This window comes from Pseudomonas sp. NPDC089396 (genome assembly GCF_044749545.1).
GTDB lineage: Bacteria > Pseudomonadota > Gammaproteobacteria > Pseudomonadales > Pseudomonadaceae > Aquipseudomonas.
Genome location: NZ_JBIVIC010000003.1, coordinates 129,679 through 152,580 on the forward strand (window position 1 = coordinate 129,679; position 22,902 = coordinate 152,580).

Below are 22,902 nucleotides of genomic sequence, written 5' to 3' on the forward strand. Positions count from 1 at the left end.
GCTTGCTTAGTGACCGCTTATGCAGTCTGGGGAACTGCTCAGATCCTTGAGCAGACTGTTGAGGATGTCTTGCTCGCGCGGCCCAGAGTGCGAATCAAGAAAAACCAGATCCTGGCAACTCCCGTGATCACTGGAAACCCCAAATACGAACTCACAGCCTGTGCTTACAGCAAGCTCCTGCGCAAAGCGTATCAGGCGGTTAGCCTGCCCGATGCCATAGCCTTCCAAGGGTAGGTTCAGCCCTATGTCCCAACCGGGCAGATCACTCTCCGATTGGCCCTCGTCACGTCCGTGTTTTTGGTTGACAAGGAACGCGCCCTGTTCAGACCACTCGCTGGCGAGACCAAGGAACGCAGTTACGAGCTCGGCCTCCACGGCATCGTTATCGCTGCCATCTACGTACAGGTAAAACATTTGGTGAGTCATCCGAGTGCAATCAGTACATCGATGATAGCGCCAGCAGTTTCACATGGTAAGCAAAGCCTCTTCGCCAGCGCAGATCGGAAACTGAACCGATGGTGCTGCAGGCAGGGATGCAAGGGAATGACTGCATCATTGCAGAGGGCGCCGGCTTCTTCCTCGACACGCGTCTCTCCGGGGTTGGTACATCCGGTTGCCTGGCCCGGTTCATCTATGGAAGAAAATCGTAGTTGATCATCCCTTCGGAGCAGCGCAGATAAAGTCGTTTGCTTGAAAATACGGCAGGAGTACATTTGTACTCTTTTGCTACATCTCGACTTCGGGCTTACCGGCTTTTGCCTGATCATTGGTTTCAATTGCGGCGCGGAGTGCTTCTAGCTCTGCGTCAGACTGTGCGAGTTGGGCCTTCAGTTCCTCTGCCCTTTGCTGTGCTGCTGTCCCAGCCTGCTGGGCCTCAGTAGCCTCTTTGCTCTTGGTCTCGAGCTGTTGTGCGAGCAACTCTTTGGCACCTTCTGCTCGCGCAGTCGCCGCGTTGGCAATGCCCAGGTCACCCCTCAGATGCTCAATCGCATCACGGTGTTGGTTGGTCTCCTTGGCGTGCTGGCGGTTCTCAGCGATTAAGCGCTCGTTGTCCCGGATCATTCGGGTGGCCTCCTCCTGCTTAACCATCAGCGTCTGCTGGAGCAGGGTCAACTCTTGCTGCATCTGGTAGATCTGAGTCTCGTGACGGTTTAGATCCTGGTCGCGCTGTTCTTTCACTGCTATCCGGTAGTGCTCGAGTGCTTCTCTGGCATGCGTGTGCTTCTCCTCCAGAGATTCGATCTGAGCGTCCTTCTCTTGCACGCGAATCTCAAGGTCGCTGCAGTTCTGACTGATCCGAGCGTTTCGAGTGATCTCAGTTTGAAGGCTGGACTGAACGATTTTGAATTCTTCGTTCTGAGCCTGCAGGGCTGACTGCAGCTTGGCGATCTCCAACTGCGATTGCTCAAGCTTGTTTTGAAGTGTACTGCTCTCAGCTTTCATCGCTTTGCGATCAAGCTCAAATGCGGCTCGTTCATGCGCCAACGCTTCGTTCCCCTCCTCCATCAAGCGTTCAAGCATCTTGCCCACCATCTCCGTGAGCTCATCACTTAGTCGTGAAGGCGAAGCCGATGGTCGGGGGTCGTACGACTCAATTTCCTTCAAATAGCGCTGAATTGTTGTCTTTGAGCCGGTATTTCCGAGCTCGATGCGTATAGCGTCAATGCTAGGGTTTTGCCCTCTGGACAGCAGTGCATCTCGCGCCTTGCGCACCAATGCCAGGTTAATGCCGCCTCTAGCCATGTCAGCTCCTACGATTTCGTACTGTTTTACGTTTCATGTAATTACGTGCCACATTATCACAATTTATAGGTATGAACCCCTTCATTCTTCGCAAGACATAATTGAGGATTATCGCTTGTCAAGGCCATGGTCGTGGGTAAAATGAGCCGAAAGCCGATACAAACGGCAAAACAGAGCCACCGAGTGCTGGAATTGGAGGATTACGTGGTTGAGCGGGCCAGCAAGGCAGATAAGTACTTGGAGGCGAGCGTTCGAGAGAACACCTCGAAGAGCTATGCAGCTGCTCTCTCCCACTTTGAGGTGACATGGGGCGGCTATCTGCCCACCACCACCGAGTCAGTTGTGAGGTACATCGCTGAATACGCTGACCAGCTGGCGCTCAGTACCCTTAAGCAGCGTCTGGCTGCTCTCGCCAGCTGGCATCAGAGCAACGGGTTCCCAGATCCGACCAAGGCACCGAAGGTCAGGCAGTTGCTCAAAGGCATCAGGGCGCTTCACCCCGTTCAGCAAAAGCAAGCCGCCCCGCTAGCGTTGCTACATCTTGAGAAGGCAGTCGCGCATCTTGAGGATGAGGCTGCTCAGGCAAGAGCCACCGGCAACATGGCCGCTCTCCTCAGGGCGAGCCGCGACACAGCCCTGCTTACCGTCGGGTTCTGGAGAGGTTTCCGCGGGGATGAACTTGCCAGGCTAACGATCGAAAACACGCATGTTGAGCGCTACGTCGGGATTAGATTTTACCTGGGGTCTAGCAAGGGAGATCGGCAGAACATCGGGCGCGAGTACAAAACCCCATCGCTGAGCAAGCTTTGCCCGGTCGAGGCTTATCTGAACTGGATCGAGGCTGCTGGCCTTACCCGCGGAAGTGTGTTCAGAGGTATTGATCGCTGGGGCAACATCAGCGAGAGACCGCTTGCAGCCCATAGCCTGATACCTCTGCTTCGCGACACACTTGAGCGCTGTGGCCTACCCTCCCAGATCTACAGTGCTCACTCGATCCGACGCGGGTTTGCTACGTGGGCAGCAAGCTCAGGATGGGACATCAAGACGCTCATGGAGTACGTGGGATGGAGCGACATGAAATCAGCACTTCGCTATGTGGAGCCGGCTCAGCAGTTTGGTGGACTCATCAGGAAGCTGGAGGGATGAGCAGTAAAGCTCGCCATACCGTGAAGTGCTGCCCATACCTTGACCGTTCCAGCGCTGCTCCGCTTCTCATAAATCCCATGCTGTACGGATGAGGTTGGACTTCCATCAGGCCTGTTTCGCTTGCCGCTGACGCTGCCGAAACCGCTTGATGAAATCAGCATCCACCAGCTCGTCCACAGCCAAATCAAGTCCACAGTTCACAAGCGACGCCAGGCTGCTGTCAGAGAGCGCGAAGCTGTTAGGTATAAACCCACACTCCCGCACCCGGTTGTCATCGATACGAGCCAGAAAAGCTCTCACAAAATCTGAGCGGCCCGACTTCCTGCTCGCTGTGGCGGCTTCGGTAGCCGGATCGTTGGCAGTCACCTCTGCCACATCTGCATCGCTACCAATAGCACTGATCACATCGCACAAAGGTGGCCAGTATTTGAAATCGTACTGGTAATGAATGCGCTCCAGGTCTTCCTTCACATAGCTCTCGTAGAGGTAATTGTGCACCGACGCTTCGTGCACGATATCCAAGATATGGTGATGAGTGTTGGAGCCGAAGCCTGAGTAGTTATGAAGCTCATCACGCCGCTCCAGCAGCGTAGCCAGTTGATCGGCGAGCTCACTGATCCGCGCATTGACTCCTATCAGTTCTTCACGCGCCTGCCGGGCTGCACGATTCTTCGCAGGATTCCAGCCGTCAGCGGCATGGACGAAAGCATCCCAGAAGACATAAAGCGCTCGTGGCTTTGTGGCCAGCGAGGTAAACACCTCTTCATACACCTCAACCAGCTCGATACGACGCTTGAGCATGCTATGGATGATGGTCTGGACATTAGGCCAAATGCTTTTGGCCTGGAGGTCTTCCATCATCCCGCGAAGAAGGGTTTCGCAGTGTTCGACAGCCTCAGTGGATGTGTAGGACATTCGGGTTCACCTGTTTGTAGAAAGTGCACCTAGGCTATCGATTCCAGCGAAAGCGCTCGGTACCTATTGGAAATTCTTTCAATCACCAATAGGTACGTGCCCAGTGAATACCAGTTCGACTGGTTATTTTGAGATATCTTTAGTCCATGAGCCGCCAGTGTCGGTAGCGCTCCAGCGTGATGAGGCGCTCCGCTCCAGGCTGTGGCGTAAGGCATCAGGGCCCAAAAGAAGCAAGGTCTTGTGTTGATTCTCAGCGCTGGGTTTCTGACCTTGCGTCCAATATGACCAGCAATTGAAGTAAGGCTTTTCTCTATCCTCGACGATATCAGGTCGCAAGCGCACGATATCCGAAGGGGTGGGATGGGCCCTTTCCGTGGCTCGGGTGGGAATGGCATCGTTCAGTTGGGCCAGAAACTCCTTGGGAATCAGACGCTGGCCGCTACCACCGTCCTCCTTGAGAACCTCTAAGAGATCGCCGTACATATCACCTAGATAATCTCGAATCCGATAGCCTGCAAGGACATCGAAACGGAAGAAGCCCCGGGCCTTCCCTCTGGCGGTAAGCGTAAGCACGAAGGGCGTGTCCCGCGTCGAGAACAGGCAATCGAAACTCGCTGCTCCTGTTTTCACCAGAAACTGCTGCATATCACTGCCGATCGAGATCATGCTGCGGTGAAGCAGTTTAAGTGATGTCATTTCCATGTGATGAGCTCCTTGATCAAGAGCCCATGATGATGGAGAGGCGTGACGAGATGGACAAGTAGTTGCAGGCATTCTCGCTCGACATGTCCTCACCTCTGGATGACGGTTGCCGGTCAGAAATCGGTCTCCAAGATGAAGGACGGCTTCCCTTCCGGCAAAGGCTCATCATCCACCTGGTATCTGACCTCACGAATCGCGTGATACACCAAAGTGTTGCGGACATATTCGATGCCGGGCTCCTCTACTCCTTTGATGCCGTAGCTCTCCTGTAATCGTCCCCAGGAAGCCGTAGGGGCGCAGGCTACATGCGAGAACAGGACGATGTTACTTCCCGCACTCTGTTGCACCGACTTGAAGATCACTCCATCAATTCTTGGCTTGCAGCAGGTTGCCAAGTATTCAGCTATCACCTGGGTGACAAGATAATCACGTTCAGCGCCAGGCAGCACCGGCACAGTGATCTCATTGTGCAGATACTTAAGGAACTCCCGGCGTCCGGTCTTGGCGTGATGCTTCGGATCAAAGAAGCTCGGGACTGGGCCAAGATCTGCCTTCTCGAAGCGTCCGAAATCCAGCACCCTCACCATCCTCTTCAGCCTGAATTCACCGCTGACAACAGTTCCGCCAACAGGGGGGCGCAATTCAGCGATGCACGTTTTACGTTCAAATGCCCCGTAGAATGCCGGAACGCCAGCTGGGTTCATCCTCCCGTCTCCGGCTCTCTCTTTCGGAGGAACCCCTAGATTTCGCGCAGGATTGGCTGTGATCCCACCAACCTCCTCAGACGTCATACAGGTGCGAGCACGGTAGATGGTTGGTGACTCTTGAGGTGTAAGCAACCGCACCACAGCATGTTCGTCGGAAGAGGCTGAGTACTTGTCCAGACCTTTGAAAATCCAATCTAAGAACGTCTTGGCGCGATCGTTGAAGAATCGTTGCCCATGCTTCATCCCCTCCTGGAACTCGAACCACTGGAGTCCGATGTCATCCAGTCTATAAGCTCGCTTGGAGTAGTTGGTGTCCATATGGTAGCCGTCTAGACCATTACATACGGCTTCCACGATCGGCTCAACATTGTCGCAGCCAAAGATCGCGCTAACCCAAGTGTCAAGGCTGTCACCCTCCTGACTATCGCCCCAATCAGCCCATCTACGATGATACTCGCCCTCTATGACGTAGCTATCAAGGATGCCCTCGACGAGGGAAACGACGGTGGACAACGGTATGCATTTTCGAGTGCCGCTGCAGAGGTGGCAGACGGCGGGCTTCCCGGTACGCTTGATCTTGCCGGCTAGATAGGCATCCTGAACACACTTGTAGCAGACCTGTTCCCCATAAGTATTCGACGCCACGCGGTTCCTCTCTTGTCCATATGCCCCGTCGCGACAACGGGATGCCAGCCTCTTCAGATGCTGGCCATGATCGCCGAAAAAGCGCTCGGTACCAAACCTGGGGAAGCTGATGCCGCAGCTTTTGGGCATGGTGCCGAGGGGGGCTTGAGGTGGACAACCGTGCGCGGAGACGCCACGTCTTCCCATCGTCCCCCTAAGCCCCCTTTGGGGATAGGCGATGTAGCGGCATCCCATGTACCCTGCAAGCCGGGAAAGATCACAAGATTGCTCATTTTGTAGACAGAGAAATATGGAAAGGACATGGGCAATCATGAATCAGGTGAATGTGAATGGTCGAGGCGAGCATGAGTCATGAGTGAACTACCTAAAGAAGCAGCTCCGCATGACCTGCCCTTGTGCCCGAATCGCCTGATTGTCGCTGTTGATGCAGTACGGGGTTCGGGCTTTGCCCTAGAGTTGCTGCGCGAGCACCTGCGCCTCCGTGCATCAGCTAAGCTGATCTTCTCCGAGCACGCCGACTGCTATTTTCTGCAGCTAGACGACATCGATCGCTATCAAAACTCGAGAGTTGGAATGCTCGATGCGATGTCGACAATGCCTTTTCGCTCGAGCGAAATTCTCAGGAAAGAGATATCCACATGGGCACCTTCGGATATCGCCAGGGTTGTAGAGACTGAAGGACTGAGGGCGCTGACTGAGCTCGGCTTAGTCTCTCCAGCAGCCTAAGTGCCGCTCTCGGAAAAGGCGCAGCCTCTGAGAATGATTAGCCCTGATGCAGACCCCATCGGTTCATCGCGCACCTAGTGGGGATTGTCAGCGTAAGGCGTATTGGTTGGCTGTGGCGGTTGTAGCCCGGGTAACCATCGCTCCACCATACCGGGCGCCTCTCCACTAAAGCCACTTCAACTGCACCTACTTGCAATCGAGCAGCTTGAAGCTGCTTGCATCATCCGAGGCCTTCGCGCTCTTCACGGCTCGCCGTGCCTCTTTGAGGTGATGTACCAGGCGCTGCCCACCGTGTAGCGGCAGATTGAGAGCAAAAGGTTTCAAAGGTTGAGCGATGACAGTGGTTGCATTGGTAGATCACGGTGTACCGTCCCTGTGTCGTTACGCTTCACACGCCTTTGGTCACGAACTAGCTTTGCGCAGCCATGCGCTCTGATTGCTGGATCACCGGCTTGGGCAATGCCATGCGCAAGCTTTCGCGATACTGCTCCGCCGGCGCCTCATGCATGACCTCGACGACAGCATCGTAATTTTCTCGAATGACCTTCTCGATCTCAGCAATCTCGGCTCGGAAGAACTCTTTCCGCCCATTGACCTTGTTGAGCCGACCAGCTGCAAAATGCTCGTGGAGCTTCGCTTCCAATGCAGGAGCGTTGTTCGAGAACACCATCGCATGCACGTCGAACCAGAACGGTACCGAGGCGTCGCCGAGCTCATCAACTCGATCCATAGGCTCAAGGCGGCGAGTCATGCCAATCTTGTAGATGCCCTCTCCGAAAGCCCCCAGGTTAGAGATCACGTAGACGTACCCGGCTTTGGCATTCTGCTCACGGTAATCAATGAGCTTCTCTTCGCTCTCAAGCTCGGCGCGACCTGCCTCAACCTCGGCCAGTTTCACCAGCAGCGCTGAACGCTCCTCATCAGATTGCACTTGCTCAAGGCGGGCCTGGAGATCACGCATAGCGGTGGTGAAGTGCTTCCGCTCCTTCGCGATTTTCTCCCGGGCCGCGCGAATTTCCTGCTCGAGCTTCTGCTGCTCTCGAAGCTCTTCACGGGCGCGTTTGGCCTCTTCCTTTTCCTCTTGCTTCTTGATCTGGAACTCATGGGCAAGGTGCAGCTCATCGAGCTTAAGGTCGAGATAGATCCCAGAAATCTCCACGCTCATGATCTTGCCTAGTCGATTACATGCCTCATACGACTTGAGGATTCGCTTCTCGCCGAGCTCAACGTTGTCGAATTTCACATTGGCCACGCAGGCATCAGCTTCGTTGTTGAACGAGCGAATCACCAGCTTGATCATGTCGTTGACCAGCTTTCGACCTTGGGCTTGGCTGTTGTTCACCGTCCAGTTCATGTTGCCGGTGGCCGCCTGCCCATTCTTGATCAGGACTTTCTGACGATCACGGACGTGATCCAGTCGCTCCTTGTACTCCTGGCTGGAAGTCAGCTTGAACTTGGGCTCATACAGGGCAAAGCTTTCCAAGAGCAACGTTTCTTCCCAGACGAGTATCTGCCCCTGCAGGTCAGTGGAGCGCTGTGCGAGTGCAGCCAACTCCCTCTCTGAGCGTCGGGTCTCTTCGCGTACACCTGCCAGCTTCGCCTGCTCTTGCTCAATCAGCTTCTGGATATTCACTACGTCCATGGCGCCGATTTTCGTAACGAGCTCTTGCAGCTGCGAATGCTGTACCTGGAGCTCGGCAAGCTGTGCCTCGAGAACTTCCGCACGCTGTCGGTGAGCTGGGCCTTTCAGATAGTCGCTAAATGACATGGGTTCCTTCCTCGTTTTGAGTCGAATGCATAGACCAGAGAAGCACGAGGTAGGTATCGGAACGCCCTACGATGATTTGCCGTGCAAAGCCCACACGGCACTAGCTCAATGCACCTCTTCCCTGCTGAGAATGAGCGTAACCGGAGTGGAATCATAAAGCCATCATGAAGACAGCTAGGGTGCCGAGGGTTATGAGTGACCAGTGGTGCTCATATCAAGCTGCTGCCTTGCCTCACTCAACTCCACCTCCGCTTGCAGTAGCTCATTCTTGATGCCCGTCCACATCAGAACCAAGGTGGCAATTTTTTCGCGGGAGGCACTTAACTCCTCGCCCATCACAAGCAGCTCACTCTCAAGCAGAAGGCACTGCTGCTCGAGCAGCTCCTCTCGCGAGAAAAACGCGAAGCAGTCGTCCTGGGTCTCGTGTGGATTCTTCATGGCGCTCGTCACCGCGTGGAGTACAAATGTTCTCCTTCTGAGTTTAGCGAGATACACTGTATGCATCAACAGTACTTCGACGGAGGGGAATGCTCGTCACGCCTCCTTCCTGTCCTGAACAGAGGGACATTCAGACTGAGCCAGGCCGTGACCTCACGTGGAGCAACTGAGGACGAGAACATATGGAGGAATTGCACATGTCACTGAAGTCATCATTCGCCATCGTCCTTCGGACGCTTCGCACCAGGCGAAAAATCTCGCAGCGCGACTTCGGAGATACTAGCCGGACTTTCCTTTCCAAATTGGAAGGCGCCCGATCAAGCCTAACGCTGGACAAGCTCGAGCAGGTGAGCCACCGGCTTGAACTGAGTTCATTGACGTTGCTGACTCTTACCCTGAGCCAGGAGTCTGGTAAATCTGCAGCGGAACTCATCGGCGACCTCCGCTCAGAAATTGAGAGATTGGAACGCGATGGAGATATGCCGGGCTTGGAACAGGCTGCCCGTGAATCGCGCATACCGCTGGCTTCGTAGGCACGGCTAACACAGATGTGCTCACCAGAATCCTGAATCACAGGAAGCATTTTGTGCGTGTCGCCCAGGGAGTGGCATGACCTCAATAGAGCCAGGGCCCGGGTTTCGCTAGCGATGAGATCGTCGAGTCAGCTCAAAAAAATTTGGGGTAGCTCAAATTTTGAGTACAAAAGAGAAGCTAGCCGTCCTAACGGCCGAAGGAAGCGACACTTACTAATATGCCCCGAACCGTTGAATCAGATGACAAAAAGCAGGGCAAGCTCCCTGCTGAATATGTAGCTAGAAAAATCTAGGCTGCAACAGGAATCGCAACGACAGAAATGGCAGGAGCAGCGTCTGCTAGGGCATGGGAATTCTAGGAGAGTGGCGCTTTTCTTTGATTACAAAATATATACTCCGTCGCGCAAAAAAAATTTCAAGGGGGGTGGTTGAAATTTTTTTCATTCGAAGCTTTCGACGGACGTTGAGCTAACGAGTTGGCAAAGGTAGCTGCCCTCCTCGTCCTCGCCTCAATCTGTTGAGCCGGAGACTCAGGGATCAACGAAACCGTGAGATTCGATGATCCTCTGATTTGAAGGCCATCAAGCAGTGGGCTAGGCGCGCTTGGGCCAAACCACCTCCAGCTTGCTACGCGAGATGCGCCAGCGGCCGTCGATACGCTGATACTGATCCGTATACAGGCCAAGCAGGAATAGTGGGTTAGGATCAGGCTTGGACGCAGTTTCGAAATCGATGAGATAGCAGCGCCCTTCTGCGGTATCTGGCCCCGTCAGGATAATCGAGTGGTTGACGATGGCATGCATGAACGGATAGCGGCCTGTTTGGTCTCTATCAAATTTCTTGAACGCGTTCTCCAGGCCGACTCGTATTGACTCAATCCCTTCCATTTTTCCAACGGTCACCTCCACCACCGCATCAGCCGCGAAAACCTGGTCGAGCGCTTGGATGTTATTGCTGTCCAGGTGGTGAGCGTACAAGGTACGGAGATTACGGATCTCTTCACGATCAACGACGTCTTGAATGCTACTGCTCATTGGTATTCCTCTGTAACACTGAGCCAATACGGGCGCGAGACACGACAGATGTCGTCATTTCGTCGGATCGAAGCTAATGCCACGCATCCCTCACCCTAGAGCTGCTTACTTTAGTGAGGAAAAATCAAATGATAACCGGCATTGGATTCCAGTCACTTAGGAACCACAGGCTGAAATCGAGGCGGTTCGCGACTGGAAGGCTAAGCGCCCTGGCAATGGTCGCATGACGTAACAGCTTCGGCCGTCACCCGAAAAGAAGTCATTACACACTGGGCACATGTACCTGCGGCACCTCGTTGGGCACCATCCACGATTTTGCGATACGTCGTCTCGTTGGGTCAGCGCCAGTGCTGTACCAAACGCCTGGCAGTGACTGATCTAAAAGAGTCACTCACTGCCTGGCGAACGACGAAACGCCTAATCAATCGTTAAAAATTGCCCCAGTATCCAGGATCCGTAGTGAATCGCCGCCAACCCCAGAATCTGGGTCTTGATTTGGCCCAATTGCTGCCACGTAAACGCTTCTACGGCAAGACCAGAGATGATCACGATAGCTACAAAAGCCGGCCAGGCCTTGAGAAAAAGCCGTAGTAGCCCACCATTTGTGATTGACGCCCTGATGCGCGGGAAGGCCCGGCGGTAGTCTGTCCCCACATAGGCGAGGTAAAGACCAGCACATACTCCGGTACCCAAAAGCACCGAGGTGCTTACGTTGACTGTCGCCAGCAGCCAGCACAGCGCCAATAGATTGCTACCCACCCAACTCAGCTGCTTGATGTATTTCTCGGCAGTTTTCATTTCAGGGATGGGAAATCGGGGATCGTATAATGAGCCGAACATGCGTATTCCTTACGTTCAGGCGAGCCCTATGCTCGCACTCTACCGATCGTAACGGCATAAGGCTCGCTCGCCTAACCGAAACATGACCTCTAAATTCGAGTGTGACATCGCTGAGCTATGGCCACAGTGCCGCTCTTCTACAATATTCGTCGCGCAGACGGGGTTTTCAATTTCCCCCCCTGAAACATGGAATGCGACGTTCCGTAACCACAGCGCAGGGACGGCTGCCCACCTCAAGCTCATGCCATTGGTAACTGATTAGCCGATTTTGTGGGCCTTAGGTTTGAGGGGTTGTGACGGAGGAAGCCCATGTGCTGACGCGCCACACGGCCGCTTTCAATCAAGCACCTCTGCCGTGATGACATCTCTCCAACGTCCGACACTAATCGTGTCTACTTCCCATACACCTCAGCAAGCAATGACATCCCTTGAAATTGATAAGACATGATATCATTAGGCCGCCATCGATCTACATAATGGGCGTGCAAGAAACATGGACAAGCAATCTGGGAAGGAAACCCAACATGTCAACGACCTTAATATTCTAATTACCAAGGTAGTTCCGCAGGCGCCTTCCGTGTCAAGACCTTTAGAAACGGAAGCCGCAAAGGACGCCCCTCTCTTTCGTGGTTTTCATCCAATCGCATCGAGTACAATAATATGTTACGGATCCAACGGCCAGCAAAGGTGCCGAATTTTCTCAATACCTCGACTGTAATGGAAGAGCGAAGACGAATTTTAGATTTTCTTCGAAGAGATGAAGGTGACCGCAGGCAGCGTCGTGATGGGGTCAATGAGGATATGTTTTTTGACAGAGACTTTGTTAGAGCCCTAGCTCACACGTTCAAGGATAAGTGTGCATTCTGCGAGGTTGAGTTAATTGAGTCCGGACGCACCTTGCATATGCGCCCGCTACGCTATGTCGAAGGATTCAGCAAAGAATACCGGGAGTATTATCTCTGGTTGGCGTTTGAGTGGAGAAATTTGTTTTACTCCTGCGATGAATGCGCCCTCAGGAAAGGTAATAAGTTCCCAATTGAAGGCAGTCCTGCAAATTTTTTGTCAAGCTATCAAGATACTGTAAAGCATGAGCGTGCGCTGCTCATAGATCCTACAACTGACGACCCAGAAAAACATCTATTTTTTAGGCTCAACGGAGATGTTCACCCGCTGACTCACAAAGGCTACGAGACCATACAGACGTTTGGGCTCGATCGTTCTCAATTGGTCTACGCTAGGCTTAAAACAGTTCAAGATTTTTTTAGAGCGCTACAATACAGGGCTGACATGGACTTTCAGTCCATGCTTCATGCATATGCTCCACATTCAGGCTTCCTGCGAAGTATCCTTCGCAGATTAGTTGGGGCATGGAGACCGTTAGGGCGCTCATCTCTTGGCCGCGGTGACGCATTCATCCGACGTTTTGTAGAAGCATACGAAGCGGCTAGTAATGATGAGCATAGAAGATTAAAAGCGTCGATTGAAGAAATCGAGCGTGAAGAAAATCTACCTGAATTCTATTGGGAGGGTTCTCTTCCTTCAATTGACCATATACCTGGACGAGAATGGCATTACACCGCTGGAGAAATTTCAAATATAACCATCTCCAATTTCAAAGCCATTGAAAATCTATCGTTTACTCTGCCTAAGCGCAGGTCTCATAGATCTGGTACTCCGGCGCTCATGATCTTGGGGGAGAATTCAACTGGAAAGTCCAGCATTCTTACGGCAATTGCATTGGCGGCAATTGGAGCGAATGAAGCCAAAAAACTAAAAAAACATCTACCTGCACTGGTGCACAGTACGGCACTGAGCCGTTTCGATCAGTTAGATGATCGAGAAGTTTCAGCGGATATAAGTTTTCATCTGAGTGATCGCAGTGCTGCTTTTGTCTACAATCGTTCGCTAGAAGCTCCAGAAGGCTCGCCATATCCTGCTCTTAAAGTGCTTGCCTATGGGCCTCGCCGTTTTTTTGATACGGACAAGCGAAATCGGGGGTACGGGGCGGCTGCTCGTGTTGTAACTCTGTTCAACCCATTAGCAACAATTCCGTATCCGGGTGATTGGTTGCGAGCCCAAACAGGCTATAGATTTGACAGCATTGCGTCAGCCTTGAGAGTTGTCCTTGCGCTAGGTGACGATGACGAGCTGATTGTAGAACCAGATTATCTCGCAGTCAGAGCTAACGGGCGAGTGACCCCAATTGACGCGCTCAGTGAAGGTTATCGATCTGTGTTTGTCATGACGGTCGATATTATCCGCGAACTGATTGATGACTTTGAGAACCTAGAGGAGGCGCAAGCCTTAGTCCTCATTGATGAGTTGGAAACTCATCTGCATCCTCGATGGAAAATGCAGGTTATGACCTCACTCAGGAACGTATTTCCTAAAGTACAGTTTATTGTCACCACTCACGACCCGCTCTGTTTACGTGGGATGGACGACGGTGAAGTGATGGTGCTTCAAAGAGATCGAGCGGGACGCATCCACTCTCTAGCTGGTCTGCCAAGTGTTCAAGGTATGACTGCAGAGCAATTGCTAACCTCGGACTATTTTGGGCTGGCAAGCACAACTGACCCTTCAACCGAAATCCGCTTGGCCAACTTAGCGGGCGATGTAGCTAGAACAACTGGGCGAGGAGACTCGACATTCGCTCCTGCATTGGCTACGACCGAGCTTGTGAGCCGCTTGGCTATCGGTGACTCGCCAACAGAACAAATTGTTCAAGAGGCCTTGACTCAATATCTCGAGCACCGAGAATCTCAACGGGGAATGCTAAGACCGCAATTGCGCGCTGAAGCGGTAGAGGCTGTCTTAAAAGCCCTGAGTGAGGGTGATAACTGACTATGAGGTACGTGGATCGCAGTTCGGTCGCCGCACCGCCTTCATTGACAACACCCAGTGCATCTGTCAGAGACGAGAAGCTGGGCGCTGCGGCGTACTATCGAACTTTCAACGCAGCTGCGGAGCCTCGTCCAGCCGCGTATACATTTAACCACTACAAAGGATTTGATGTCACCGCCGCCCTTCGCATTCTATTTCACGACAAATGCGCATACTGTGAAGACGAGGTTGGAGATGATATGGATGTTGAGCATTTCAGACCTAAGGGCGGTGTCACAGGTGACCCTGGGCATCCTGGTTATTGGTGGTTAGCCCACACCTGGGAAAATTTGCTCCCTTCTTGCACTCCTTGCAACCAAAGTAGACGCCAGCATTTAGTCACAGAGTTTATGACTGAGGAGCAATTTTTAGCCCTACGATCCACGCAGGCCAAATTGTCATATGGAAAGGCGAACCAATTTCCGATCGACGGTGTTCGGGCTACGTATGGTTTCCCCCTAACGACCGAACGGCCGCATTTGATTGATCCAACCGCCGAAGATCCAGAACCTTTTTTTAAATGGTCTGATGTAGGGTCATACAGCGTCGTTCTAGCTAATACCGATGATCCTTGGGTTTGTACTCGAGCTCTTGCTAGCATCAGTGTGTTTGCGTTGAACCGTCTGAAACTGGTTCAAAGTCGCACAAGGATCCTCAACGAATTAAGGTACCAAGCCAGCAGAACGATAGAAGAGCTTGAAGAGGACATGGCGTTAGGTGGATCACCGAAATCTTTGGAGCGAGCGCTCAAACGAGTTCGTGAAATGCGCAGGATGCAAGCGCCTAACATGCCCTACTCAAGCATGGTTAAGGCGTACGTAGACTCATTTGAGGTACACCTGAAATCATTGTTGGTGCCGGAGGCAGTTTGATTGTCTTCACACCAGGAATCAAAGCCTCGCCCCTCTCGCTTCAGAGCTCATATGCATCGGGCTCTGACTCGAGAGGATAGATCAGTCGACCAACGTGGAGTCGGTCGACTGCCTATTTCATGATTAAGGGTCAGCGAGCTGCACGAGATCCCATAAGGCGATCATTTTGATTGTCCACAGGCTCATTCCCCTTAGCGGTAGCGGCTATCAAATGGGGAGCGGTTTCTCGTGCTGCCGCTACCGCCACGAAGGTCATAACGCCTCCCAGGATTACATAGACCGCCAGAGGCCACGATGCTCCTGCCCATGCGACTAAGGCTGCAGCCAGGAATGGAACAGGCCCGCTATGGATCATGCTGCCGCTGTGGTAACCGAGGGCGGAACCCGAGTATCGAAGATGTGTGTCGAATTGCTCAGTTACGAAGCTGGCGAGTGGGCCGTATGTGGCAGCGTGCAGCAGCGGCAGGCAGAGCATCAGCGCAAAATAGACGTTAAGCGTCTCTGCAGAATCCACGAGCCAGAAGATCGGGTAGGCCAATAAAATCATCATCGCGCAGCCCGTCATCAAAATTGGGCGACGACCGTAGCGATCCGCCAAGATAGCGAAGACCGGAATGGTGAAAATCTGAACAAAAGATGCCAGGCACACTGCGCCCAGAACCGTCGAGCGGGAAAGCCCAACGGTGGTCGACCCGTACTTCAGGATGAACACCGTCGCGATGTAGAAAATGATGTTCGGCGCCGCCATTGAAAACATCGTGATGAGTACAGACCGCCAGGCTTTCGACAACACCTGGGCCACCGGGAAGCGCACCTCCCGACCTTCCCGCTTCACAGCGGCGAACTCGGGGGTTTCGGAGATCTTCAGCCGGATGTAAAGGCCAAGTGCTACGAGCAGTGCACTTGCGATGAATGGGATGCGCCAGCCCCAGCTCATCATCTCAGCTTCGGGAAGGAGCTGCACGAAGTAGAATGATGCGGTGGCTAGCACCAGGCCTGCCGGGATACCACATTGAGGCCAGCTGCCGTAAAACGCGCGCTGGCGTGGCGGCGAATGTTCAACAGCCATAAGAACCGCCCCGCTCCACTCTCCACCAATCGCAACACCTTGAACCAGTCGAGCCAGCAATAGCAGTACGGGCGCCCAGAGGCCAACTTGTTCATAGGTTGGCATCAATCCCACGGACAGGGTGGAGAGTCCCATCATGAGCAAGCTCAGTACAAGCATCGTCTTACGTCCTAAGCGGTCGCCGAAATGACCGAAGATTATCCCGCCCACTGGTCGAGCTATAAAGGCAGCACCGAAAGCGCCGAACGCTGCCAGCGTGCCCAGCAAAGGATCGAGAGTCGGGAAAAATACCTTGTTGAAGATCAGCGCCGCGGCGGTACCGAACAGGAAGAAGTCGAAGTATTCAATCAGCGTCCCGATGAAGCTGGCGGTTGCCACTTTCACGATTGGGGAGCGGTGCGGTTTGTCACTTGGGCGACTCATGGGCGCATCTCCAGTGGAGGTTTTTTATTGTGTTTGTGAACCGTCCTGGCCTTCCAGCAGTGCTGGATCAGGCCCAAGGAGTTTTGCAAGAGGCGTACCATCCTTGTGGCGCTGTGTAACTCCATGTTTACCAACGATTTTTCAAAGGATCAGCCAACTCGGCTGTTAATTTTGTATTTTCGGAAGACACTTCAATCCATGAGCACAGACACAAAAAAGGCGGCCTCGTGGCCGCCATCTTGAGAGGGTACGAAACTAAAGGGCGACGCCCTGACCGCCGTCAAGGTAGATGGTCTCACCGGTGAAGTAGTCCATCTGTTCCCGGAAGAGCATTGTGATGAGAGCCGCTACGTCTTTGGCTTTTCCAGGCCCACCGACGGGAATGCGAGAAGCTAGGAAATTCTTCACCTTTTCCGACTGAAGAAATTCCTTATTCAGGTCGGTCTCTATGTAACCCGGCGCCACCGTTATCACACGTATTCCCTTAGCCGCCCACTCGACCGCAAGGCAGCGTCCCATAGCTGCGATCGCTGCCTTTGATGCAGAGTAAGCCGCATTGCGACGAACACCCATCTTGTCAAAGAAGGAACCCACGTTAATGATGAGGCCGCCGTGACCCTCTAGGTACGGGTAGGCCTGCTGGCAGGCGGAGAACGTTCCGATCACGTTGGTCTGTACGACTTCGCTAAACTCGCTCAGTGCCTGTCGCGCAGATGGTGCTTCGAGCTGGATACCAGCGTTGTTAATCAGCCCGTGGATCGACCCTACCTTGGCGCTGAAGCTTTCCAGGGCTGCCGCAATTGAGGATGGATCTGTCACGTCACCTTTCAAGAAGACCAAACGATCTCTTAAATCGTTGGGAATCGCGACGGACTCCGGGCCCATACCTTTACGTGAAAAACACCCTACCGTGTTGCCAGAACTAGCGAGTTCCAGAGCCAGCACAGCCCCGATTCCGCGGCTCGCTCCCGTCAGGAAAATATTCTTCCCATTCATCTCAGAAATCCTTGAATTGTGGTGGGCGTTTTTCTACGAATGCAGCCATTCCTTCGTTGGCATCCGAGGTTTGGAATGTCAGCGTGGCGAGGTCTGCCTCGACTCGCAGTCCGTCCTGAAGCGTGGAACTCAGGGCGCGTTGGACTGCCTCCCGCGCGAATGATGTTGCCGCTTTGCTGTAACCACTGAACAGGTCAGCAAATGCCGTTGCTGCCTGCACAACGTCCTCCTCAACAACTCGATTCACGAGACCAATCGCTAGTGCCTCGCTCGCCTCCACGGTTCGTCCGGTAATGATGAGCTCCATCGCTCTAGCCTCACCTACAAGCCTGGGGAGACGCTGTGTCCCGCCGTACCCAGGGATGAGACCCAGTTTTACTTCTGGTAAGCCCAGTCGAGCTTTGATTGACGCAATCCTGAACGTGCAGGCTAGGGCCAGCTCAAGCCCGCCTCCGAATGTGTAGCCATTAATCGCGGCAATCGAAGGCACGGGAAATTTATCCAGGCGTGCGAAGACGCTTTGTCCCAACTCGAGACCTTTACGTTGGTCTCCAAGCGTACGGCCTTGAAGCTCTTTGATGTCCGCGCCGGCGCAAAATGCTTTGTCACCAGCGCCCGTAATGATCAGGGCTCGAATGTCCCACGTGGCGGCCTCATCCAATGCCTCGCCGATTTGGGCAAGGATTGAAAAGCTAAGGGCATTTAATGCTTCAGGACGGTCTAGAGTCAGGCGGGCGTACAGTCCTTCTCGAGTGAGTGCTAGAGTCATCGATGTCTCTCGTACTGATTTTGTTGAAGCCCCCTCCAGTGGAAGGCCTATGCGTATTGCTCTAGCCTGTTGAAGGTCAGACAGGCTCGTATGTCATCGCAAGCGTCGTGCCATCCTCTCATGAACCCGTCCTGCCTCGTCTGCACCGTCCCCGTTCCAAGTTTCACGTCTGCTTCGTGTCCGCGCTGACTACACGTAGCACTAACCTGCTGTAGCCTCAGGGGACAATGGAGCGACTTCCCTTGGCCTTGATATGCCCAGCATCGACAGATTTCGTAGCCCCAGCCAGCTTGGCACATGACTTGCGGTTGCAGGCTAAACGGGTCTGGGGGAAAACCATGATTGATACTTCCGTTACGCACCATCAGGGTGACCGAGCTCGGCGAATAATGACGGTGGCGGCTCAGCTGTTTCACGCACAGGGATATGAAGCGGTGTCGTTGAGGCAGATCGCGCAACTTTCCGGAATCAGCTCGGGATCCCTGTACTACCACATTGAGAGCAAGCAGTCCCTCTTGGCTGATATCACAGATGAGGCGCTGTCACGCCTAGTCCATGCGAGTTCAACCGCAGACATGACCCAGCGGACTCCAGACCAACGACTTGCCGTTCTGGTGCGTATTTTCATGTCGCACGTGCAGCAAGATCGCCTTGCTCTAGGCCTCGCCTTCCGTGAAGTGGGTCGCCTGACAGATCTTCAACGTGCAGAGATCGAGCAACTACACCAGCGATACCGAGTGCTGCTTGGCTTAGCCATCAGCGCGCGGTGCGGGATGGAGGTAAACCATCCCAGGCTCAACCAGATCACCGGCAGTATCCTTGCTGTTCTTAAGAGTCATCTTTACGACGAGGCGTGGCTGGTGGAAGAAGAGGCAGGAGCATTGCTCTGTGGAGTTGTCGATGCTCTCGTGCAAGGCCTTGATTGCCGCACTCCTTGCATGGTTGGTGGGCAGCAGATGGCTCGTATCGACTGAACAAGGAGCATAACAATTGAAGCCAACCATGAGCCCGTGGCTCTAGGATCATGTCAAAGTGCTTCATCGTGCCCAAGTAGCAGTTAGGCTATTGAAGGGCTCACTTCTACAGCGGGACGGGCATGCTGAGATTCCCAATCGCCTTCCTGTCACTTCAAAATGGAGTCAGTCCTGAGAAGCCGAGCAGCGGCATCCCTGCCGCAGCCGTTAGAAGATAGATATCGGGTAGTCTACAATCACGCGAACTTCGTTGTTGTCGGCATATCGATAGCCGGTCGAACCTCGATGAGTAGCCTGTCTGACCCGAATGGACAAATCTTTGGCTGGGCCAGATTGCACGACGTACCGAGCCTCAATATCACGTTCCCAATGGCGTACGTCATCCCCTTCAGGATACACGTACCGACGGGTATAGAACGTGTTGTCACTCCCATGATTGCTGACATCATCCCCTCTCGCATAGCGCGTCATGAATGAAAGCCCTGGAACTCCAAAAGCTGCCATATCTATGTCATAGCGAAGCTGGAAAGATCGCTCGTTCGGCTCAGTAAAGGTCGAGAACTGGATCGCATTTGCGAGTGAAACTACACCAGGTGCCGTACCAAAACCAAGCCAATCCATAGGCTCATCGCTGTCAACTTTCTGATATGCCAACGTGAACGTGTGTGCTTTGTACTTATAGGCCATCGACAGGGAATAGGTAGTGTTATCAATTACGCTTGCGAGCTTTTTACCTGTATCAACTGTGCGGTATACGTTTGCATCAAAAGTAATGGACTGGCCGGCATCAATGGCATGGGTGTAATTACCGTTGGCATAGTACTGCTTCCATGTGTCCTTTGCCTCAGACGCGTAGATGGATGCCTTCAATGCATTTCCAAAACTGTATTTTGCGCCAACATAGCTAACGGACTTGATCGCAATTGGTAAGCCGTAGTCAGTCGTGAAATCGTCGTCATTATTCGACGAGTCCACGCCACCTTGGCCATTGAAATGCGCGGCATCGAGATGCAATTTATCGATGTCCCATCCGAGCATACCACCAGTTGCAGAGCTCGGGAAAAGCCTCACTGTGTTCACCGACAATACGGGTACGCTTGGGAATAGGTTGCCATATTGCAACAGCCCGCCGCCGTACCGCAATTTTACAGCGCCGCCTGACTTGCTAAAGTGATCTCGTGGCTCACCATCACTATCAAGTTGTGTCAGGCGAACACCCGCTCTGCCGCCACCACTGTCGAGTTTTATGCCCAAGAAGCTATACGCATCGAAACCTAAGCCTACAGTGCCAGGCGTAAACCCAGACGAAAAATTGGCCATGAAGCCTTGCGCCCATTCTTCAGCGTAGCCGTTGCGATCCCCTACGCTCTTGGAGGCATTAGTTCCTCCGCCATTGCTCATTCCGTGACGAAAGTCTCGATTGAAGTAAAAGTTACGAGACGTGATGGTTAGCTTGCTATCATCAATAAATGATGGTGAATGGCTTTCGTCAGCTTGGGCCTCACAAAAAAGGACAGAAAGCAATGCAACGCAAGTTACTTTTTTGGTGGTCATCTTTTTCTTCCAGCTATTGTTTTTGTAGTAAGGAGAGCAAGGTGTTGAGCGGGAATTAAGTATCAGGAAATAGAACTAACCTTGTATTGGCTGCTGCAACAAGTAACGACAACCAGCATTGAAATCTCAATGTTCGATCGTGATCAGCAATTGCATGTTGTTGATATGCTATGCGAAAGAAACCGACAGGTAGCTCTATCGAGATCATTTCCCAGACTAATTTTCCGTGTGCCGCGCAATAGGGTCGCTAGCTATTTCCATACTGCAGCATGCCCGCAGCGCTGGTAGCAACCGCGGGGCTTCCGAGCGCCGACTCAAGCCGTCACTGATGATGTGCCATCTAGTTCTTTGAGGTCTTAGGCACTTGATAGCCTAAAGCTTCCTCAGAATTATCTGATGGCACTGCATTGGGGTGTGCAATATTTATAGCGAAAATACCCGAAAGAACTGCGGGAATTGCCGCAAGGAACATGATGCCGACGAAGGGAATGTGGATGGCTATCAGCGTCGCTCCGACGAGGGGGCCTGCGATAGCGCCCAACCGACCCACGCCCAGCGCCCAACCCACTCCGGTAGCACGAATGTGTGGAGGATAGAAGTTACTGATAACACCATTCAGTGTGAGCGATCCGCCGATCAGGCAGAACCCGGCCACCATTACGGCAAGAACAGTGAAAGTAGCGTTCCCATGCTCCAGGCCTACGGAAGCCGTAGCTATACCGCAAACCACCATGACTTTACCCACTAACCAGACTTTACTCTTAACCTTATCTGCTAGGTACGAAAGCGTGACAGCTCCGAGAGTCCCTGATGCCAGGAAGGCAGAGGTGGTAAGGCTTGCGGCGCTGGATGAGAACCCTGTATCTCTCAGGAGAGTCGGCAACCAACTGACGGTAAAGTAGAGAACAGTGAAGCTAGCAATGCAGGAACCCCAGATGAAAATAGTGGGCTTCAGGTAGCCATAACGGAAAAGATCAACAATCGTGACTTTCTGTGGCTTGCCGTCCTCCGAGATAGGAGCTGGCGGAGTCCATTGGGGCAGATATTTATGCAGCATGGCGGCCAGTGCAGCGCTCATGTGTTTAGCGCGGAACAGCCTGGACAAGGATTCAGGCAGCCACAGATAAAGCAGAGGCATCAAAAGCAAGGGAGCGACACCACCAACGATGAAGATGCTGTGCCAGCCGTAGACTTGCATGATGCTTGCAGCGATAAAGCCCCCCACAGCCCCGCCAAATGCGAAACCTGCGGCAGCCATTGTCACGAAGAACGTTTTCATTCTGGGAGGCGAATAGTCCGCCATCAAGGCCATAGCGCTTGGCATAGCACCACCCATTCCTATCCCGCAAAGAAAACGGATGGCCGCAAGAGTGTAGATGTCGTTAGCCCATGCGGACAGAAGCGTTAGCCCAGAGAACAGGAGTACGCAGCTGAGCAGTGTTTTCCTGATGCCGAAGCGATCTGCTAAAGGGGTTAGCAATAGCGAGCCGACGGTAAGTCCAAGTAGGTTGCAAGTAAATACAACACCGAATGCAGCTTTTGGTGTTTCCCACTCTTGCGCGAGGGTCGGGACAACAAATCCCAAAAGCTGAGCGTCGTATCCATCACAGATAAGCAATAGAACCAAAAGCACGAGGGTTTGAATCTGATATCGCGTAAGCGGTCGTTGATCTAAAGCAGCACGAAAGGCTTCAATTTGGTTATTCATCATGGCATTCCGATTATTTTTGTGAGGCCACGTAAGAATTAGTCGTTATTTTCACGACAGTTGGGTATTAGCCTGCATCGTAGGCAGCACAAGCTGAAATGCAGGGTGCTCGGTCGGCTGCTGCTCAATCCATAGATTTCCTCGAGAACGCACTACTCAGACCGAGACTGGGTCGCAGAGCTGTGTACATCAGCAGGCATTGAAAACCATGAGCCAAATCGGGCTCCTTGCCTAAGACCCATCTATTGCCGAACCGCTCCGAATCCGCAGGCGTTCCACACCTGGATTCATGAGTGGTGAAATTCCTCCTTATACCTTGGATACAAGCTCGAGGATCTTCTCGCTACGCCGATAGGATGCTCATCGCGTTGGGTGGCAATTAGATACTAATGAGCGCGATTAATTAAATATATAGGGTCTCTATCGCAAGTAAGTTGACTGGCAGTCGTCAATCCGC

General features: G+C 53.0%; 20 protein-coding genes. 6 read left to right on the plus strand and 14 right to left on the minus strand.

Annotated elements, in window-relative coordinates:
* Nucleotides 1-6 precede the first annotated feature (6 nt).
* Together ACIPZB_RS06600 and ACIPZB_RS06605 are read right to left on the minus strand one after the other, a co-directional pair.
* A complete protein-coding gene (locus ACIPZB_RS06600) occupies nt 7-414 on the minus strand; it encodes a hypothetical protein (RefSeq protein WP_336089542.1) in 408 nt (135 codons plus the stop codon).
* 312 nt (nt 415-726) lie between these two features.
* Nucleotides 727-1,743 (minus strand): DNA-binding protein, encoded by a 1,017-nt coding sequence (locus ACIPZB_RS06605; protein WP_400639485.1) that lies wholly within the window; start codon nt 1,741-1,743, stop codon nt 727-729.
* A 183-nt stretch (nt 1,744-1,926) separates the two neighbouring features.
* Between ACIPZB_RS06605 and ACIPZB_RS06610 the strand changes: the two genes are divergently transcribed.
* Nucleotides 1,927-2,889 (plus strand): tyrosine-type recombinase/integrase, encoded by a 963-nt coding sequence (locus tag ACIPZB_RS06610; RefSeq protein ID WP_336089540.1) that lies wholly within the window; start codon nt 1,927-1,929, stop codon nt 2,887-2,889.
* A gap of 105 nt (nt 2,890-2,994) precedes the next feature.
* Here ACIPZB_RS06610 and ACIPZB_RS06615 read toward each other — a convergent pair whose 3' ends face one another.
* From ACIPZB_RS06615 to ACIPZB_RS06625, 3 genes are all read right to left on the minus strand, one after another.
* Nucleotides 2,995-3,804, minus strand: a complete 810-nt coding sequence (locus ACIPZB_RS06615) for a hypothetical protein (RefSeq protein ID WP_336089539.1) — start codon at nt 3,802-3,804, stop codon at nt 2,995-2,997.
* 123 nt (nt 3,805-3,927) lie between these two features.
* Nucleotides 3,928-4,506 (minus strand): DUF6037 family protein, encoded by a 579-nt coding sequence (locus tag ACIPZB_RS06620; protein WP_336089538.1) that lies wholly within the window; start codon nt 4,504-4,506, stop codon nt 3,928-3,930.
* A 113-nt stretch (nt 4,507-4,619) separates the two neighbouring features.
* Entirely contained in the window at nt 4,620-5,858 is a 1,239-nt protein-coding gene (locus tag ACIPZB_RS06625) for an RES family NAD+ phosphorylase (RefSeq protein WP_400639486.1), read from the minus strand.
* 351 nt (nt 5,859-6,209) lie between these two features.
* Here ACIPZB_RS06625 and ACIPZB_RS06630 point away from each other — a divergent pair, with 351 nt between their 5' ends.
* Entirely contained in the window at nt 6,210-6,584 is a 375-nt protein-coding gene (locus tag ACIPZB_RS06630) for a hypothetical protein (RefSeq protein WP_336089536.1), read from the plus strand.
* A gap of 409 nt (nt 6,585-6,993) precedes the next feature.
* On the opposite strand, the gene ACIPZB_RS06635 is transcribed toward ACIPZB_RS06630, so the two are convergent.
* Both ACIPZB_RS06635 and ACIPZB_RS06640 read right to left on the minus strand, forming a co-directional pair.
* The gene (locus ACIPZB_RS06635; protein ID WP_336085063.1) at nt 6,994-8,352 is read right to left on the minus strand and encodes a DUF4041 domain-containing protein; all 1,359 of its coding nucleotides are present in this window, start codon (nt 8,350-8,352) and stop codon (nt 6,994-6,996) included.
* 189 nt (nt 8,353-8,541) lie between these two features.
* On the minus strand, nt 8,542-8,790 hold the full coding sequence (locus ACIPZB_RS06640) for a hypothetical protein (protein ID WP_336085061.1): 249 nt from the start codon (nt 8,788-8,790) through the stop codon (nt 8,542-8,544).
* 197 nt (nt 8,791-8,987) lie between these two features.
* Between ACIPZB_RS06640 and ACIPZB_RS06645 the strand changes: the two genes are divergently transcribed.
* The gene (locus ACIPZB_RS06645; protein WP_336085059.1) at nt 8,988-9,323 is read left to right on the plus strand and encodes an XRE family transcriptional regulator; all 336 of its coding nucleotides are present in this window, start codon (nt 8,988-8,990) and stop codon (nt 9,321-9,323) included.
* 593 nt (nt 9,324-9,916) lie between these two features.
* Here the strand turns inward: ACIPZB_RS06645 and ACIPZB_RS06650 are convergent.
* Together ACIPZB_RS06650 and ACIPZB_RS06655 are read right to left on the minus strand one after the other, a co-directional pair.
* A complete protein-coding gene (locus ACIPZB_RS06650; RefSeq protein ID WP_400639487.1) occupies nt 9,917-10,357 on the minus strand; it encodes a nuclear transport factor 2 family protein in 441 nt (146 codons plus the stop codon).
* A 417-nt stretch (nt 10,358-10,774) separates the two neighbouring features.
* Nucleotides 10,775-11,197, minus strand: a complete 423-nt coding sequence (locus tag ACIPZB_RS06655) for a hypothetical protein (protein ID WP_400639488.1) — start codon at nt 11,195-11,197, stop codon at nt 10,775-10,777.
* A gap of 660 nt (nt 11,198-11,857) precedes the next feature.
* Between ACIPZB_RS06655 and ACIPZB_RS06660 the strand changes: the two genes are divergently transcribed.
* Both ACIPZB_RS06660 and ACIPZB_RS06665 read left to right on the plus strand, forming a co-directional pair.
* Complete coding sequence (locus ACIPZB_RS06660) at nt 11,858-14,041, plus strand: AAA family ATPase (RefSeq protein WP_400639489.1); 2,184 nt, start codon at nt 11,858-11,860, stop codon at nt 14,039-14,041.
* 11 nt (nt 14,042-14,052) lie between these two features.
* On the plus strand, nt 14,053-14,952 hold the full coding sequence (locus ACIPZB_RS06665) for a hypothetical protein (RefSeq protein ID WP_400639490.1): 900 nt from the start codon (nt 14,053-14,055) through the stop codon (nt 14,950-14,952).
* Between the two features lie 130 nt (nt 14,953-15,082).
* Here ACIPZB_RS06665 and ACIPZB_RS06670 read toward each other — a convergent pair whose 3' ends face one another.
* The 3 genes from ACIPZB_RS06670 to ACIPZB_RS06680 form a co-directional block, all read right to left on the minus strand.
* Nucleotides 15,083-16,444 carry an MFS transporter gene (locus ACIPZB_RS06670; protein ID WP_400639491.1) on the minus strand — a complete coding sequence of 454 codons (1,362 nt, stop codon included), beginning with the start codon at nt 16,442-16,444 and terminating at the stop codon, nt 15,083-15,085.
* Nucleotides 16,445-16,699: 255 nt separating this feature from the next.
* A complete protein-coding gene (locus tag ACIPZB_RS06675; protein ID WP_336085048.1) occupies nt 16,700-17,440 on the minus strand; it encodes an SDR family oxidoreductase in 741 nt (246 codons plus the stop codon).
* A 1-nt stretch (nt 17,441) separates the two neighbouring features.
* The gene (locus tag ACIPZB_RS06680) at nt 17,442-18,209 is read right to left on the minus strand and encodes an enoyl-CoA hydratase/isomerase family protein (protein ID WP_400639493.1); all 768 of its coding nucleotides are present in this window, start codon (nt 18,207-18,209) and stop codon (nt 17,442-17,444) included.
* A gap of 338 nt (nt 18,210-18,547) precedes the next feature.
* Here ACIPZB_RS06680 and ACIPZB_RS06685 point away from each other — a divergent pair, with 338 nt between their 5' ends.
* Nucleotides 18,548-19,183 carry a TetR/AcrR family transcriptional regulator gene (locus tag ACIPZB_RS06685; RefSeq protein WP_400639494.1) on the plus strand — a complete coding sequence of 212 codons (636 nt, stop codon included), beginning with the start codon at nt 18,548-18,550 and terminating at the stop codon, nt 19,181-19,183.
* Between the two features lie 207 nt (nt 19,184-19,390).
* Here ACIPZB_RS06685 and ACIPZB_RS06690 read toward each other — a convergent pair whose 3' ends face one another.
* The gene (locus ACIPZB_RS06690) at nt 19,391-20,737 is read right to left on the minus strand and encodes an OprD family porin (RefSeq protein ID WP_336085043.1); all 1,347 of its coding nucleotides are present in this window, start codon (nt 20,735-20,737) and stop codon (nt 19,391-19,393) included.
* 340 nt (nt 20,738-21,077) lie between these two features.
* A complete protein-coding gene (locus ACIPZB_RS06695) occupies nt 21,078-22,445 on the minus strand; it encodes an aromatic acid/H+ symport family MFS transporter (RefSeq protein ID WP_336085040.1) in 1,368 nt (455 codons plus the stop codon).
* Nucleotides 22,446-22,902: the final 457 nt, after the last annotated feature.